The organism is Pseudomonas sp. SDO524_S393, from assembly GCF_054071875.1.
Window position 1 is genome coordinate 29,378 of record NZ_JBSVVZ010000007.1, and the last position, 15,390, is coordinate 44,767.

General features: G+C 61.7%; 20 protein-coding genes. 8 read left to right on the forward strand and 12 right to left on the reverse strand.

Annotation, left to right across the window (positions count from 1 at the left end; genetic code table 11):
• Positions 1 to 39: 39 nt before the first annotated feature.
• The 3 genes from ACW9IB_RS05065 to cysZ all read right to left on the reverse strand — a co-directional run bounded on the left by ACW9IB_RS05065 (position 40) and on the right by cysZ (position 2,630).
• Positions 40 to 309: a hypothetical protein gene (locus ACW9IB_RS05065; RefSeq protein ID WP_457412599.1), complete on the reverse strand. Its 270-nt coding sequence runs from the start codon at positions 307 to 309 to the stop codon at positions 40 to 42.
• Positions 310 to 632: 323 nt separating this feature from the next.
• Positions 633 to 1,811 (reverse strand): glycosyltransferase family 4 protein, encoded by a 1,179-nt coding sequence (locus ACW9IB_RS05070; protein WP_457365873.1) that lies wholly within the window; start codon positions 1,809 to 1,811, stop codon positions 633 to 635.
• 54 nt (positions 1,812 to 1,865) lie between these two features.
• Positions 1,866 to 2,630: a sulfate transporter CysZ gene (gene cysZ, locus ACW9IB_RS05075; protein WP_457365872.1), complete on the reverse strand. Its 765-nt coding sequence runs from the start codon at positions 2,628 to 2,630 to the stop codon at positions 1,866 to 1,868.
• A 293-nt stretch (positions 2,631 to 2,923) separates the two neighbouring features.
• Between cysZ and trxB the strand changes: the two genes are divergently transcribed.
• Positions 2,924 to 3,886: a thioredoxin-disulfide reductase gene (gene trxB, locus ACW9IB_RS05080; RefSeq protein ID WP_457365871.1), complete on the forward strand. Its 963-nt coding sequence runs from the start codon at positions 2,924 to 2,926 to the stop codon at positions 3,884 to 3,886.
• 182 nt (positions 3,887 to 4,068) lie between these two features.
• On the opposite strand, the gene ACW9IB_RS05085 is transcribed toward trxB, so the two are convergent.
• The 6 genes from ACW9IB_RS05085 to ACW9IB_RS05110 are packed head-to-tail and all read right to left on the reverse strand — an operon-like array spanning position 4,069 to position 7,001.
• Positions 4,069 to 4,407, reverse strand: coding sequence for a HopJ type III effector protein (locus tag ACW9IB_RS05085; RefSeq protein WP_457412600.1), 339 nt, complete (start codon positions 4,405 to 4,407; stop codon positions 4,069 to 4,071).
• Positions 4,400 to 4,696: a DUF1244 domain-containing protein gene (locus tag ACW9IB_RS05090; RefSeq protein ID WP_457365869.1), complete on the reverse strand. Its 297-nt coding sequence runs from the start codon at positions 4,694 to 4,696 to the stop codon at positions 4,400 to 4,402. The genes ACW9IB_RS05085 and ACW9IB_RS05090 overlap by 8 nt, the downstream gene beginning before the upstream one ends.
• 22 nt (positions 4,697 to 4,718) lie before the next feature.
• Positions 4,719 to 5,090 (reverse strand): dihydroneopterin triphosphate 2'-epimerase, encoded by a 372-nt coding sequence (gene folX, locus ACW9IB_RS05095; protein WP_003176029.1) that lies wholly within the window; start codon positions 5,088 to 5,090, stop codon positions 4,719 to 4,721.
• Positions 5,091 to 5,092: 2 nt separating this feature from the next.
• Positions 5,093 to 5,653: a GTP cyclohydrolase I FolE gene (folE, locus tag ACW9IB_RS05100; RefSeq protein ID WP_457365868.1), complete on the reverse strand. Its 561-nt coding sequence runs from the start codon at positions 5,651 to 5,653 to the stop codon at positions 5,093 to 5,095.
• A 20-nt stretch (positions 5,654 to 5,673) separates the two neighbouring features.
• The gene (gene folM / locus ACW9IB_RS05105) at positions 5,674 to 6,384 is read right to left on the reverse strand and encodes a dihydromonapterin reductase (protein WP_457412601.1); all 711 of its coding nucleotides are present in this window, start codon (positions 6,382 to 6,384) and stop codon (positions 5,674 to 5,676) included.
• 56 nt (positions 6,385 to 6,440) lie between these two features.
• Positions 6,441 to 7,001 carry an antibiotic biosynthesis monooxygenase gene (locus tag ACW9IB_RS05110; RefSeq protein ID WP_457412603.1) on the reverse strand — a complete coding sequence of 187 codons (561 nt, stop codon included), beginning with the start codon at positions 6,999 to 7,001 and terminating at the stop codon, positions 6,441 to 6,443.
• A gap of 215 nt (positions 7,002 to 7,216) precedes the next feature.
• Here ACW9IB_RS05110 and ACW9IB_RS05115 point away from each other — a divergent pair, with 215 nt between their 5' ends.
• The gene (locus ACW9IB_RS05115; RefSeq protein ID WP_457412604.1) at positions 7,217 to 8,173 is read left to right on the forward strand and encodes a MerR family transcriptional regulator; all 957 of its coding nucleotides are present in this window, start codon (positions 7,217 to 7,219) and stop codon (positions 8,171 to 8,173) included.
• Between the two features lie 2 nt (positions 8,174 to 8,175).
• Here the strand turns inward: ACW9IB_RS05115 and ACW9IB_RS05120 are convergent, their stop codons facing one another.
• Positions 8,176 to 8,781: a hypothetical protein gene (locus tag ACW9IB_RS05120; protein WP_457365864.1), complete on the reverse strand. Its 606-nt coding sequence runs from the start codon at positions 8,779 to 8,781 to the stop codon at positions 8,176 to 8,178.
• A 58-nt stretch (positions 8,782 to 8,839) separates the two neighbouring features.
• Positions 8,840 to 9,307 (reverse strand): PAS domain-containing protein, encoded by a 468-nt coding sequence (locus tag ACW9IB_RS05125; RefSeq protein ID WP_457365863.1) that lies wholly within the window; start codon positions 9,305 to 9,307, stop codon positions 8,840 to 8,842.
• A gap of 138 nt (positions 9,308 to 9,445) precedes the next feature.
• On the opposite strand from ACW9IB_RS05125, the gene ACW9IB_RS05130 reads away from it, so the two are divergent.
• Entirely contained in the window at positions 9,446 to 9,901 is a 456-nt protein-coding gene (locus ACW9IB_RS05130; protein ID WP_457365862.1) for a flavodoxin, read from the forward strand.
• Here the strand turns inward: ACW9IB_RS05130 and ACW9IB_RS05135 are convergent.
• Positions 9,882 to 10,778 (reverse strand): LysR family transcriptional regulator, encoded by an 897-nt coding sequence (locus tag ACW9IB_RS05135; protein ID WP_457365861.1) that lies wholly within the window; start codon positions 10,776 to 10,778, stop codon positions 9,882 to 9,884. The two genes, ACW9IB_RS05130 and ACW9IB_RS05135, sit on opposite strands and share 20 nt — an antisense overlap.
• A 98-nt stretch (positions 10,779 to 10,876) precedes the next feature.
• On the opposite strand from ACW9IB_RS05135, the gene ACW9IB_RS05140 reads away from it, so the two are divergent.
• The 5 genes from ACW9IB_RS05140 (at position 10,877) to ACW9IB_RS05160 (ending at position 15,019) form a co-directional block, all read left to right on the forward strand.
• Entirely contained in the window at positions 10,877 to 11,263 is a 387-nt protein-coding gene (locus ACW9IB_RS05140; RefSeq protein ID WP_457412605.1) for a CidA/LrgA family protein, read from the forward strand.
• Complete coding sequence (locus tag ACW9IB_RS05145) at positions 11,253 to 11,939, forward strand: LrgB family protein (RefSeq protein WP_457365859.1); 687 nt, start codon at positions 11,253 to 11,255, stop codon at positions 11,937 to 11,939. Before ACW9IB_RS05140 ends, ACW9IB_RS05145 begins: the two co-directional genes overlap by 11 nt.
• A 150-nt stretch (positions 11,940 to 12,089) precedes the next feature.
• Positions 12,090 to 12,872: a class II aldolase/adducin family protein gene (locus ACW9IB_RS05150; RefSeq protein ID WP_457412606.1), complete on the forward strand. Its 783-nt coding sequence runs from the start codon at positions 12,090 to 12,092 to the stop codon at positions 12,870 to 12,872.
• Positions 12,872 to 13,777 carry an alpha/beta fold hydrolase gene (locus ACW9IB_RS05155; protein ID WP_457365857.1) on the forward strand — a complete coding sequence of 302 codons (906 nt, stop codon included), beginning with the start codon at positions 12,872 to 12,874 and terminating at the stop codon, positions 13,775 to 13,777. Before ACW9IB_RS05150 ends, ACW9IB_RS05155 begins: the two co-directional genes overlap by 1 nt.
• 330 nt (positions 13,778 to 14,107) lie before the next feature.
• Positions 14,108 to 15,019, forward strand: coding sequence for an SDR family oxidoreductase (locus tag ACW9IB_RS05160; protein WP_457365856.1), 912 nt, complete (start codon positions 14,108 to 14,110; stop codon positions 15,017 to 15,019).
• The last annotated feature ends 371 nt before the right edge of the window (positions 15,020 to 15,390 follow it).

Below are 15,390 nucleotides of genomic sequence, written 5' to 3' on the forward strand. Positions count from 1 at the left end.
CCTGTGAAGGTCACAGGGAGCGTTTTGCGTCAGTTGACGTCAGGCGTAGTAGTCGTTGTTCGTCTGGCCATAGTCATATGACGGGTAGGGATAGGTATCGTTGTGCGTGGGGTAACGGTCAGCGGGTTGTGAGTGGTGCTGGCTGTATTGGTCGTAAGAGCCTGTAGGTTGCGGGCGATTCCAGCTTGGATCCGGGCGGCTGGGCTGCGGGCGATCCCAGCCGTGGTCCGGACGGCTAGGCTGCGGGCGATCCCAGCCGTGGTCCGGACGGCTGGGCTGCGGGCGGTTCCAGCTGGGATCCGGCCGCATAGCCTGAGGGTAGTTCCAGTCATTCCCTTGCGTCGGCGTGTTGAAAGGCATGTAGCGCAACGCCATTGATCCATTTATCAGATTCGACATAGTGGTCTCGTTCAGTTTTTCGTCATGGGCCTGCCACCGCGTCTTCCATCCGGAACACACCTTTCATGTGGCAGGTACCCTATGGGTGGCGATAAAACCCACGACGTTCCGGAAATATCCTGTTGTGGGGCGGCCTTTCGGGCGGATTTACAGGAAAATGCCTACTGCCGACGCCAGTCTTCAAGGGGTAGGTGGGTGGGCGGGAGAATAGCCCCACACCATTGGCAGACCGTTCAGCGAACGTAAGGCTGTACTGGAGCCACGAAATGCTCCTCGCACACACCTAGTAACTGCTTCTCGAATTGCTCGATAACCGCCGGCCAACCCTGACGGCTGGCATGTTGACGGGCATTGAGTCGCGCTCTGCGCAACGTTTCGCGCTCTTCGAGCAGCCAACAGGCTGCATCGCAGAATGCTTCCTCATCTCCCGGCATCGCCAGCGCGCCGTTGTAGCCATGACGAATGTGCTGGCTCGCGGCGGCTTGGTCGTAAGCCACCACCCCCAGGCCGGAGGCCATGGCTTCGAGCACCACATTGCCAAAGGTTTCGGTCAGGCTGGGGAACAGAAACAGGTCGCCCGAGGCGTAATGCCGTGCCAGTTCCTCACCCCGTTGAGTGCCGCAGAACAAGGCCTCGGGCAGATCGTGTTCCAGCAACGGGCGTTGTGGCCCGTCACCCACGATGATCAGTTTCAGCTGGCGCTGTGGATATGTGCGGCGCAGGGATTCGAAGCAGCGCTTGAGCAAGCCGAGGTTCTTTTCCTGGGCCAGGCGTCCGACGTGCAGCACCGCAATATCGTCAGCCTCCAGGCCCCAGCTTTCACGCAAGGCATTGTCTCGTCGGGCAGGGTGGAACAACTGGCTGTCCACGCCACGGGACAACATGCCCAAGCGCTCGAAATGCCGGCGCTCCAGTTCCATGCGCTGGCTGGCGCTGGGTACCAGGGTCAGCGTGGAGCGGTTGTGGAACCAGCGTAAATAGTGGGTGACTACCCGGCTCAACAGGCTCAAGCCGTACTGGTTCGAATACTGTTGGAAATTGGTGTGGAAACCGCTGACCACTCGGATACCCAAGCGTCGCGCCGCGCGCAATGCCGACAACCCCAGGGGGCCTTCGGTGGCGATATACAGCACGTCGGGGCGCTGGCGGGTCCAGCGGCGCAACAGTTTGTGCATCGACGACTGACCCCATTGCAGGCCCGGATACCCCGGCAGTGGCCAACCACGGCACAGCAGCAATTCATCGTCGCTCGCCCGGCTGTGGTCCGTCCCCTGGCGCGGGCGCACCAATTCCACCTGATGGCCGCGGGCGCGCAAACCATCGCACAAGCGGCCAAGGGTATTGGCCACCCCGTTGATCTCTGGCGGGAAGGTTTCGGTGATCAGGGTGATGTGAAGCGAAGCTGTCGTCATGACCCACAGTGTCGCTGCGGGCCATGTCGTCATTGTGTCATCAGGATGATGGATTTATGACTTGATCACAGTCTGCCGCGCCATCGCCTCGGCCCCTTGCTCGCGCACCCAGAACAATGTGGCCCCGGCCACCGCCGCCGGCATCATCAACAGGTTGACCACCGGCACCAGCAGCACCAGATAAACGATGCCGCCGAAGCTCATGCTCTGCCAGCGCTTCTGGCGCAACCAGGCGAGCATCTCGTTCCAGCCCAGTTTGTGGTTATCCGCCGGGTAGTCGATGTACTGGATCGCCATCATCCACACGCCAAACAGCAGCCAGAGCGGCGCTGCGATCAGATTGACCACCGGGATGAACGACAGGATAAACAAGCCGATGGCACGGGGCAGAAAGTAACCCAGCTTGCGCATTTCCCGGCCCAGGGTGCGCGGAATCATGGCGATCAATTCACCCCAGCTGAAGGCCGGAAAGTCATCGGTGCCACGCACCACCACTTCCACCTTCTCCGAGAGAAAGCCGTTGAACGGTGCGGCGATGATATTGGCCAGCATGGTGAAGGTGAAAAACACCATCAGCACCACCAGTACCACAAACAGCGGCCACAGCAGGTAGTTGAGAAAGCTCAGCCAGCTTGGCAGCGTCGGCATCAAGTGGTCGACCCACAGGCTGAATTGATGACCGGCGAAGTAGATCAGGCCGACGAACAGCACCAGGTTGACCGCCAGCGGCAGCAGCACGAACAACCGCAGGCCTGGGCTCAGTACCAGTTTGAGGCCTTCGCGCAGGTATTGCGGGCCGGAAAGAGCAGGGGCGGGCATGGAAAACTCCGAGCAGGATGGCGAACGCGCCGACCTTACCGGCTTTACCTTCAGGACGAAAGCATGGCCAGCACGACGACATCAACGGTAACAAAGGCGTCGATCAACCGGCTCGACAACATAGAGACCACCTATGAGCTGGATTGTTATTCCGTATTTCCTTAATCTTGCCCCCCTCGATACGCTGCACCCATTATTTTTCAGGGCCTGCGAGTTCAAGCCTTCCCCAAGTGCTTCGCGGTCCTTTTTTATTCCAGCCGCCTTGTAGTCCGGGCGGTCGACAGGAGTGAGTCATGTCTGATACCCGTCATTCGCGAGTGATTATTCTCGGTTCCGGCCCTGCCGGTTACAGCGCCGCCGTCTACGCGGCCCGAGCCAACCTCAAGCCGCTGCTGATCACCGGCATGCAGGCGGGCGGTCAGTTGACCACCACCACCGAAGTCGACAACTGGCCGGGCGACGTCCACGGCCTGACCGGTCCGGTGCTGATGGAGCGCATGAAAGAACACGCCGAGCGCTTCGAAACCGAGATCGTCTTTGACCACATCAACAAAGTCGACTTCTCCAAGAAGCCTTACAGCCTGACCGGCGACAGTGGCGTCTACACCTGTGACGCGCTGATCATCGCGACCGGCGCCAGCGCCCGCTACCTCGGCCTGCCGTCGGAAGAAGCGTTCATGGGCAAGGGCGTCTCCGCCTGCGCAACTTGCGACGGTTTCTTCTACCGCAACAAACCGGTCGCCGTGGTCGGTGGGGGCAACACCGCCGTGGAAGAGGCGCTGTACCTGGCCAACATCGCCAGCACCGTAACCCTGGTTCACCGTCGCGAGACCTTCCGCGCCGAGAAGATCCTGATCGACAAGCTGCATGCGCGCGTGGCTGAAGGCAAGATCATCCTCAAACTCAATGCCACCCTGGACGAAGTCCTGGGCGACAACATGGGCGTGACCGGTGCCCGCCTGAAAAACAACGACGGCAGCTTCGACGAGCTGAAAGTCGACGGCGTGTTCATCGCCATCGGCCACACTCCGAACACCTCGTTGTTCGAAGGCGTGCTGGAAGCCAAAGACGGCTACCTGGTCGTCCAGGGCGGTCGTGAAGGCAACGCCACCGCGACCAACATCGAAGGCATCTTCGCGGCCGGTGACGTGGCGGACCACGTGTACCGCCAGGCCATCACCTCCGCCGGCGCCGGTTGCATGGCGGCACTGGATGCCGAGCGTTACCTCGACGGCCTGCAGAACGCCGCGTTCTGAACCCGCTGAAACGAAAAAACCGGCTGAAAGGCCGGTTTTTTATGCCCGCGATTCAAGCGACACCCAGGCGATGAAGTGTTAACCCAATCCCTGTGGGAGCTTGCCTGCGATGGCGGTGTATCAGTCACCACCGCCATCGCGGGCAAGCCCGGCTCCCACAGGGATCGGGTTTCCAGATTGAATCAGCGGCGAGTCAGTGGCTGCGCTGCAAACGTCACACCCGCCAGACCATGGGCGATCAGTGCGCGAATATTGCCGTGATCGCTGCCCTCGGGCGTCGCCACCACCGAACGGTAGTGCTCGCCAAACGCCAGCAACGCTTCCTGATCGCTCAAGCCTTCCAGCAACGCCAGGCCCAGGGTCTTGCACGAGCCTTCGTTCTGCCCGGCAGCGTTTTCCACCGCGCCATTGGTGAACGCTTGCGGTTGATAGTCGTAACCTGCGGCGACAAACGCCAGGGTATCGGCAAAGACGTGTTCGCCGCTGGTGAGGCTGGCGCGCAGGGTGTTCAGATCAGTCATGGGCTTTTCCTTTGGCGAACGCCGCCTGTTGGTCGGCGCTGGCTTCTTTCTGGTATTGGGCTTTCCACTCGGCGTACGGCATGCCGTACACCACTTCACGGGCGTCATCGAGGCTCAGCTCGATGTGACGCTCGTCGGCTTCGGCCTTGTACCACTTGGACAAGCAGTTGCGGCAGAAACCGGAGAGGTTCATCAGGTCGATATTCTGCACATCCTTGCGGCTGTCCAGGTGGGCCACCAGCCGGCGGAAGGCGGCGGCTTCGAGTTCGAGGCGTTGTTGATCGTTCATAAGGCTCACGCAGGTTCAGGGATTAGCGGCTGGCCGCCAGGGTAATCGACACCGACTCGGCAAAGCGCAGCGCATGGGGCTTGTCCACTTCGACCTCGGCGTACAGCACCGATTCGTTGCTCATCACCAGGTCCAGCAGTTCCTGGGTCAGGCGCTCCAGCAGGGCAAAGCGATTGCCTTCGACATGGGCAATGATCGCCTTGGTGATGGTGCGGTAGTTCAGCGCGTGGTCGATGTCATTGTCGCGCACGGCTTCCTGGGCGGCATACAGGATGGTCAGGTTGATCAGCACATCCTGCTTGTTGAGGATCTCATCCTCGTTGATACCGATGTAGGTGCGCAGGCACAGGTCCTTGACCCGGATGCGTGCCATGCCTGGTTGAAGTTGTGGCATTGCTACTTGCTCCGTCCAATCAGTTGCAGGAACTCCATGCGCGTGGTGTTCGACTCGCGGAACGCGCCGAGCATCACCGAAGTGTTCATGGTTGAATTCTGTTTTTCCACGCCGCGCATCATCATGCACATGTGCCGGGCTTCGATCACAACGGCCACGCCGGCGGCCTGGGTCACTTGCTGGATGGCGTCGGCAATCTGCCGCGTCAGGTTTTCCTGGATCTGCAGCCGGCGCGCGTACATGTCGACGATGCGCGCCAGCTTCGACAGGCCCAGCACCTTGCCGGTCGGCATATAGGCCACGTGAGCCTTGCCGATAAAGGGCAGCAAGTGATGCTCGCACAGCGAATACAGCTCGATGTCCTTGAGGATCACCATCTCGTCATTGTCCGAGGAGAACAGCGCGCCGTTGACGATCTCTTCCAGGTTCTGCTCGTAGCCATGACACAGGTATTGCATGGCCTTGGCCGCGCGCTTGGGCGTGTCGAGCAGCCCTTCGCGCTCCGGGTCTTCGCCCAGGCCTTTGAGAATTTCGCGGTAGTGTTGGGGCAGGGACAAGGTCATACAACATCCTCACAAACGGCTTACTTGATATGCCGCCCGCCGTTGACGGTCAGGGTGGTACCGGTGACATAGGGGGTGTCCAGCAGGTAACGCAGGCTCTGGTAGATCACCTCGGCCCCGGGCTCGATGCCCAGCGCCGACTTGGCCAGCACCTTGCTGCGGTAGGCCGCATCGTCGCCTTCGTTGAACATCACCATCGCCGGCGCGATGCCGTTGACCTTGATCGACGGCGCCAACTGCGCGGCGAACGACAGCGTCAGGCTGTCGAGCCCGGCCTTGGTGGCGCAGTAGGCGATGTGCCGACGGCTGCCCTTGCGCACCACGTCGTCGCTGATATGCACGATATCGGCAGGTGTGGCGCGTTGCAGCAAGGGTGAACAATGCAGGTTGATCAGGTAGGGCGCAAGCATGTGCACACTGAACATGTCGCTAAAAGCACGGCTTTCGTCGCCCGGGGCTTCAGCGACCCAGGCCGAGGCGTTATGGACGATGGCGCGCAGGCTGTCGGTATGGGTCTTCAGCTCGGCGATAAACGCGAGGATCCCGGCCTCGCTGGAAAAGTCGGCAAACAGGCCGGTCGCGCCGCGTTCACGCAAGGCTTGCACGCCGGGGCGGTCGCTGCGGTAGCTGAACAGCACCGAATGGCCGTCATCCAGCAGCCGCTGGGCGCAGTGCAGGCCGACACGCTGGCCGGCGCCGGTGATCAGGATCGGGGCGTTCGTTGCAGTCATGGGAGGCTCGCGTCGCTGGCAGGCTCAAATCATACCAGCGACGCGGGTGCCTGTACTCACGCTGCGGCTTGCGTCGCCTTGCGGGATGTTGGGGCCGGGTGCAGCCAGTTCGCCAACAGGTGGGTCGACAGCGGGATGAACCAGTAAACCATCAGTGGCGTCAGCGCCAGGGTGCTGGCCAATACGCGTGGGACCAGGTCGAGTTCGCTCAGCAGTGGGCTCAGCACAAAGTTGAAGAGAAGCGACACCGGAAAGAACGCCAACCAGATCGCCACTGCCTTCTTCCAGCGCGGCGGTCTTGCGCCCACAGCGCCGAACCAGCCATCGATGCCCCGCACGCGGTGCTCGGACGGGTTGGCAAACAGCTCGCTGCCACGGCTCAGCCAGGCACTGCGGGAGGCCGAGAATTCCCAGGCATGCAGAGTCTTTTCATCGGCGAAGCGGAAAACGATCTGGAATTCATCATCGTGAGGGGGCGGTGCGAGTACGCCGGAACCCAGGTAACCGGGGAAGTCGGTGGCCAGTTGCTCGCCTTCGCGCAGCCAGGCCATCAATTCTTCATAACGCCCTTTGGCCACGCGGCGCGCAACCATCAGGGTGACGGGTGAGGTAGACATTGTGTATCTCCAGGGATAGGGCGCAGGTGTCCGGGTAGGAGGTGCGCCAGCCGTAGCGGCGGGGTAATGCGGCTACGCTGTTCTGTGTGGCAAGAATTATTCCTGATTTACACAAATACACCAGTGGCGTTGATCGGTTTGCCCGAAAGGTTGAACCCGCTACCTGAATCGGCGTTAAATGCCCCCACCTCCAGCCGGACGTTTTCAAACCGCAGATGCCCGAAATCATTGCTCCTTTTCGCGAAACCAGCGGTGCAGACCACGCTGATGGCGAGATGTTGTTTCCGATTCGTGAGGTCGCGCGACTGACCGGTGTCAACCCGGTCACCCTCAGGGCCTGGGAGCGCCGTTATGGTTTGATCCAGCCCACGCGCACCGAAAGCGGGCATCGGCTCTACTCGAGTGCCGATATCGACACCGTGCACCGCATTCTCGATTGGATCGAGCGCGGCGTCGCGGTGAGCAAAGTGGGCAAGATCCTCGCCCGTGACGGGCTTGCAGGCGACGCTGGCGCACTGTCACAACTGTCGTCCGAACAGGAGTGGAACCCATGGCAAGCGCAGGTGCGTGCCGCCATCAGCGCCTTCGACGACCGTCAACTGGACAGGCTCTACACCCGGATTTTCTCCGCTTATCCCACTCCGGTGGTGTTCCAGGATGTGCTCATGCCGTTGTGGCGGCAGTTGTTGCGTCATCAGGGGCATTTTGGCCAGGCCAGTGAATGGCTGTTCTTCGACAGTTTCCTGCGCGCACGCATCGCCCAGCGTTTGCAGATAGCGTGTGCCTCGCCTGCGCCCAGGGTGCTGCTGGCGGCCATTGCTGGCGAATGCCGTGAACTGGAACTGATGGTCGCCGGCGTGCTGCTCGCCACCGACGGGCTGGCGGTGAAGGTCATCGGTGTCGGCCAACCCTTCGACGAGCTGACGTTGATTTGTGAAAAGACCCGTCCCGAAGCCCTGGTGCTGTTCTCCAATCGCGCGCCTTCCAGTGAGCTGCCGTTGCGCCTCAAGCGCCTGGCGCTGACGCTGGAGTGTCCGTTGCTGTTGGCCGGGGATGCGTCGGATTTGGCCGAGGCCAGCCTGGCCGGTTCATCGATTGGCTGTCTGGGCAACGAAGGGCCGTGGATGCAGCAGCGCTTGCAGCAATACTTGAACGGCGGCCTGGACACCTGATCTCAGGCGTGGACTTCAGGGTGAATCAGCCGGTGCTGATGCAGGATGAACTGGCGCAGACGTTCGGTTTCATCGGCATCGCCCTGGCTCAACCGGTAAGCGAACAGGCCGCGCGCGGTTTCACGCTCGAAGGTGCCACGCAAAGCAATGCGCTCGTAGCCCGAGGGGCTGAACCACAGGGAAAAACTCTTCGGCGGCTTGATACGCCCGCGGATCTCTACCAGCACGCCTTTGAACGACACTTCATGCACCCATAACGCCCCGGCGTGTCCCTTGATGTTCTCCAGCGCAACCGGGTTTTCCAGCGCCAGGCGCCAGGGCCGGATCATCGGCCCGTCTTCAAAAATGGTCGGCACGCCCAGGCGCAGGTGAACCGCATGAAACTCGTCTTCCACCAGGTGCAGCGGGAAGGTGAGTTGCTGGTTATCGAACTGGGCCTGGATGGTGAGGTGGTCGTGGGCGGCCAGCCGCGTGAGCAAGTCGCGAATCTGTGCACCGCCGTTGACGGTCAGGCTCGACATGCCATCCCGCACGTTGAGCTGCGGGTTGTGATGCATCGTCTGAATGAAATCCAGCTCGTCTTGCGTCAGGAGTGCGTCGCGTTGCATGGGGCTTGCTCAACGGGAGGGTGTTAAAACGCCATTATCCTCTTAATGACCGGTTTTCCTAATTTTTGTTAGGCCCGCTCGTCGCTTTCAGGGCCGCCAGTTCGGCCTTGAGCTCAGCCACTTGGGCTTCCAGTTGGGCCACGCGCTGCTGGGCTTTCACCTGGGCGGTGACATCTTTCTGCACCCCCACGAAGTAGGTCTGTTTGTCGGCGGGGTTGTAAGTTGTTGATAACGACAGCTCATTCCAGAAGTGCGTGCCATCCTTGCGGTAGTTGCGCAGGGTTTCCCGGCAACTTGCACCATTGCCCAGGGCCTCGCGAATGGCGATCAGCGCCGGCTGGTCGCGGTCGCCCGATTGCAGGAAGCGGCAATCCTGATAGAGGATTTCATCGCGGGTATAGCCGGTCAGTCGCTCGAACGCCGGGTTGACGTAAATCAGCGGTAAATCCTGGCCTTCGCGCTCAGCGATGACGATCCCTTCGTTGGACGCGTCGATGACCATTTGCATCAATTGGGCGTTAATCATGCCGGCAAATCCATGTGTCTTGAGCGTTGAGAGTCTAAGGCAAGGCGCTTGTCTGTCCATGCCGGGGCGAGGTTTTTTCGTGGTCCTCGGCTGAGCTGGTAATATCCCACGCTTTCGCTCAACTACAGGATCAGATTGATGAAAGTCGCCATCCTTTCCGGCTCGGTCTACGGCACCGCAGAAGAAGTCGCCCGCCACGCCAAGGGCATTCTCGACGCTGCCGGTTTCGAAACCTGGTACAACCCGCGTGCGACCCTGGCCGAGGTGCTGGCGTACGCGCCCGAGGCGTTTCTGGCGGTGACGTCCACGACCGGCATGGGTGAATTGCCTGACAACCTGCAACCCCTGTATTCGATGATTCGCGACCAACTGCCCGCTGCCTGGCGTGGCCTGCCGGGTGCCGTGATCGGCCTGGGCGACGCCAGTTATGGCGATACCTTCTGTGGCGGCGGCGAGCAAATGCGCGAACTGTTTGGCGAGTTGGGCGTGCGCGAAGTGCTGCCGATGCTGCGCCTGGACGCCAGTGAAAGCGTCACTCCCGAAGCGGATGCCGAACCCTGGCTGGCCGAACTGGTCACTGCACTGCGCGGTTGACCGGAAACTCGCGCAGCAACGCCAGCCACGCCTGGGCGGCCTTCGACAGATAGGCGCCCTCGCGCCAGATAAAGGCGATGTCCCAGCGCAGATAGTCCGGTGCCTTGAGGGTCAGCCGTACCACGCCCGGCCGCACCAGCCCGCGCGCGACCACGCTGGGCAACAGCACCACGCCCTGGCCGGCGGCGACCAGGGCGGCGAGAAAATCCGCCTGCCCGCTGCGCCCGACTTCCTTCGGGGTAAAGCCTTCTCGCTGACACGCCTGCATCAGGCGGTCGTTCAGCACAAAGCTGCGCTGGTACATCAGAAAGGGCGTGTCGGCCAATTCCTCAAGGCGCACGTGCGCGTTTTCCGCCAGCGGGTGGTCCATCGGCAGCAGTGCATCCAAAGGCTCATCGCAAAACGCTTGCCAGGCGAAGGCTGGATCGCTGGGCGTCAGGCCGCCGCCGACTTCCAGTTCACCGCTGAGAATCGCCTGTTCGATGTGACGGCTGCCGCCTTCGAGCAATTGAATGTTGACGTTCGGATAGCGCCGCCGGTATTCGGCGAACAAGCCGGCAAACAGCGTGTCGCCGCCCAGTTGCGGAAGGCCCAGGCGCAACTCGCCGCGGGTGAGCTGCTGCATGTCATCCAGCTCGCTGAGCAATTCGGTCTGTAGCCGCAGCATCGCTTCGGCCTTGTGCAACACCACCTGGCCGGCGGCGGTCAGGCGGATCTGCGAGCCGGAGCGCTCCAGCAGCGGCGTGCCCAGGCTCTGTTCCAGCTGGGCCACTTGTTTGCTGACGGCGGACTGGCTGATGTACAGGGTCTTTCCGGCCTGGGTGAAACCGCCCCGATGAATGACTTCGACGAAGCTGCGCAGCTGTTTGAGTTCCATGATCGAGATTCCAGTCTGGAATAGTGGCAAGTCTAACAATTCGCTTCGGGGATGGGCACGGCCTCTCTAAAATGGACGCCTGCGAGGACCCAAAGCCCATGAACCGTCTCACCCTCAAACACCTTGGCCGGCTGCTCATCGAGCTGGTCGTACTGCTGGCGATCTATTTGCTCGGCTGCCAGTTGGCCGTGTGGCTGGCCTGGCCGATTCCGGGCGGGGTGGTGGGCCTGGGCCTGCTGTTGGCGACGTTTGCCAGCGGCCTGCTCAAGCCGGCGGCGCTGCAACTGGGCGCCGGCGTGCTGATGGCCGAGATGCTGCTGTTTTTTATCCCGGCCCTCATGAGTCTGCTGGATTACGGCGGGCTGCTGCGCAATGACGGCTGGCGCATCCTGCTGGTAATCGGCTTCAGCACCCTGGCGGTGATGCTGGTGACCGCCTTCACCGTGGAAATGGTCTGTCGCTGGAGGCTGCGTCGTGAAGCTTGAGCTGATGCCGGTGTTCTGGCTCGCCTTGACCCTGGGCGCCTACATCTTCAGCCGCTGGATCTACCAGCGTACCGGGCGTTACCTGTTATCGCCGTTGATCCTGGTGCCGGCGCTATTGCTGGCGGTGGCGGTGCCGATGAAGACCGCCTACGCCGAATACGCGGCCGACACCCACTGGCTGATGCTGGTGCTGGGCCCGGTCACCGTGGCCTTCGCAGTGCCGATCTGGCAGCAGCGGCGGTTGTTGGCGCGGCATTGGTCGGCCTTGTTGCTGGGCATGGTGGCCGGCAGCGTGGCGTCCATCGCCACCTCGTTCGGCCTGGCCAGGGCGCTGGCGCTGGACAGCGCGGTGACGATGTCCCTGGTGCCGCGTTCGATCACCACACCGTTCGCCATGCCAGTATCGTCCGACCTCGGCGGCGTGCCTGAACTCACCGCCGTGTTCGTGATGTTCACCGGCGTGTTCGGCGCCATGCTCGGCGGCATCCTGCTCAAGTGGCTGCCGTTGCGTACGCCCCTGGCACGCGGTGCATTGTTTGGCGTGGGCGCCCATGGCGCGGGCGTCAGTCGGGCCCGGGAAGTGGGTGGCGAGGAGGGCTCGGTAGCGGGGCTGGTGATGGTGTTGACCGGCTTGCTCAACCTGTTTGCCGTGCCTTTATTGGCGGCACTTCTCTGACACGCTGCGCCTGTATTTGAACTATTCTCGAGACTGACTCGCTCGGTCATCAAGCTGGCTGCGAAGGCAACTCCGGCAACCACGACGTCTGACTAGACTGGCCCTTCACTCAAAAAAACAATAAGAAAGTGCGCCAAGGAGGTCATTGCCGTGAGCCTAGCCCCCGTTCTATCGACACAGAATGTCAAAGACCAGGTCAGCGCTGCCGAATGGCAAGCCCGTGTCGACCTGGCAGCCTGCTATCGCCTGGTGGCGCTGCATGGCTGGGATGACCTGATCTTCACGCACATTTCGGCCAAGGTGCCGGGGACCGAAGACCTCCTGATCAACCCCTACGGGCTGATGTTCCACGAGATCACCGCATCGAGCCTGGTCAAGATCGACGGGGCCGGCAACAAGCTGATGGACAGCCCCTACGAGATCAATCCAGCAGGCTACACCATCCACAGTGCCATCCATGAAGTACGCCACGACGTGACTTGCGTGCTGCATACCCACACCGCCGCCGGCGTCGCGGTGGCGGCGCAGAAGCAAGGCGTGCTGCCCATCAGTCAGCAATCGATCTTCGTGCTGTCCAGCCTGGCCTATCACGCCTACGAAGGCGTAGCGTTGAACCACGAAGAAAAGGCCCGCTTGCAGGCCGACCTCGGTGAGAACAACTTCCTGATGCTGCACAACCATGGCCTGCTGACCTGCGGCGGGACCATCGCCGACACTTTCCTGATGATGTTCACCTTCCAGCGTGCCTGCGAAATCCAGGTGCTGGCGCAAAGTGGCGCAGCCGAGTTGATCCCGATCGGCCCACCGATTCTCGCCGGTGCCAAGGCGATGGTGGCGGCGGTTACCAAGAGCGCCCAGGGCATGGGCGGCGCGCTGGCCTGGCCGGCGTTGCTGCGCAAGCTGGACAGCCAGGACCCGGGGTATAAAAGCTGATGCCACTCGCCGAGATCCCGCTCAGAGCCTGGCGCAAGCGCGCCCAGAGTTTCGTCTTTCGTGACCGCACCATCCGTTACTGGGTGGCCGGGCAGGGCGAGCCGCTGCTGCTGATCCATGGCTTCCCCACCGCCAGTTGGGACTGGCACTACCTGTGGCAACCGTTGGCCCAGCGCAACCTGGTGATCGCTTGCGACATGCTCGGTTTCGGCGACTCGGACAAGCCGCTGGATCACGGCTATTGCCTGCTGGAGCAGGCGGATTTGCAGCAGGCGTTGCTGGAACACCTGTGCGTGCGGCAACCGGTGCATGTGCTGGCCCACGACTACGGCGACAGCGTCGCGCAAGAGTTGCTGGCCCGGCATTACGAGGGGCGTTTTCACATGGCCAGTTGTGTGTTCCTCAATGGCGGGCTGTTTCCCGAAACCCATCGCCCGGCCCTGGTGCAGAAACTCTTGCTCAGCCCCCTGGGCTGGATGATCGGCCGCGCCTTCGGGCGCAACGCGCTGTCGAACAGCTTCAGCCAGATTTTCGGCCCCGACACGCGCCCCAGCGAAAGCGCCCTGGATGATTTCTGGAGCCTGATCGACTGCAACGATGGCACGCGCATCCTGCACAAACTCATTGCCTACATTCCCCAGCGCCGGCGCCTGCGTGAGCGCTGGGTGACGGCGATGCAGCGTGATGAAGTGCCGATGCGGGTCATCGATGGCGAGCTGGACCCGATCTCCGGCGCCCATATGGTGGCGCGCTACCGCGAGCTGGTGCCCCACGCCGACACGGTACTGCTGGCCAACATCGGCCACTACCCGCAGATCGAAGCGCCCGTGCAGGTGCTCAGGCACTACCTGGCGTTTCGCGAGCGCATTGCCGGCCCAGTGTGGGAAGTGGCTTGCCTGCGCTAGGCTCTGTACGAAAAGCCTTGATACTCGGTGATGCTGCGTTGAAAACAGCCTCGGAATGCTCATTTACGATCCGTAAAGTCGAGCGCGACTCCGACCGTTCCTCGGCTGTTTTCGCCTTGCCTGACCTTCGTCTCACGACTTTTCATACAGACCCTAGCATCGCTGCGGCTCAACTGAAACGCCGAGGCGTTTGCATCGCAGGCGAGCCTGCGGTCACAGGATCATCCCCCTGCCTTATCGCGCACCATTCAGCCTCGGCTGTGTTGATTGTGACCCGCGCACCCGTGCCCGACACTCGACCTATTCCCATTGTCGTCCTTGGAGTTCGGTATGAGTGAGTCGGTGCAGTTTCAAGATAAGGTCGTGATTGTCACCGGCGCCGGCGGCGGGTTGGGCCGGGCCCATGCGCTGCTGTTCGCCCGGCACGGCGCGCGGGTATTGGTGAATGACCTGGGCGGCTCGGCCCAGGGTGAAGGTGCCAATGCTTCGGCCGCCGACCGCGTGGTGGCCGAGATCCGTGAGGCAGGCGGCATCGCCGAGGCCAACCATGACTCCGTCACCGACGGCGACAAGATCGTGCAGAACGCGCTGGACGCTTTCGGGCGCGTCGATGTGGTGGTCAATAATGCCGGGATCCTGCGGGACAAAACCTTTCACAAGATGGATGACAGCGACTGGGACCTGGTTTACCGGGTGCATGTCGAAGGTGCCTATAAAGTCACCCGCGCCGCGTGGCCGCATCTGCGTGAACAAGGTTACGGACGGGTGATCTTCACGGCCTCCACCTCGGGTATCTACGGCAACTTTGGCCAATCCAACTACGGCATGGCCAAGCTCGGGCTGTATGGCTTGACCCGCACCCTGGCGCTGGAAGGGCGCAAGAACAACATCCTGGTCAACGCCATCGCGCCCACCGGCGGCACGCGCATGACCGAAGGCCTGATCCCGCCGCAGGTGTTCGAGCGTCTCAAGCCCGAACTGGTCAGCCCGCTGGTGGTGTACCTGGGCAGCGAGGCCTGCCAGGAAACCTCCGGGTTGTTCGAAGTGGGCGGTGGCTGGATCGGCAAGACCCGCTGGGAGCGCAGCCTGGGTGTGGGCTTCGATCCAGAGGTCGGGTTCTCGCCCGACGACGTGGCCGCGCACTGGCAGCAGATCTGCGACTTCGAGGGGGCGGCCCACCCCAGGGACAATATCGAGGCCTTGAAGGAAATGATGGCCAACTTGCAGAAATTCAGCCTCTGATCATTGCTGAAAAAGGATCCAATGACGCGGGGCACCCAGGGTGCCCCGTTTTATTCGAGGCATAAAAAAGGCCGCTGCAAACGCAGCGGCCGAAGTAAGACGTTGGATCAAGGAGCGATAAATCAACGTCATTGAGCGCGGGTAACAGATTGAAAATAGAGATCAATCCATCGGAATTCGGCTTTTCTTCCGAACCTGGAAGCGGGCGGTCTGCCCTGAAAGCCCGGCAAGCATAGCCCCTGGACGGCGAATGAGTAATACCCAATCCAGACAAGGACTGTTACAGATAATGAAACAGTGGCGACCGAGACTATCCACGGTCCTGATAATCCGCCATCCACCCCATGCATGACCCCCCTGGGAGCCCGTGC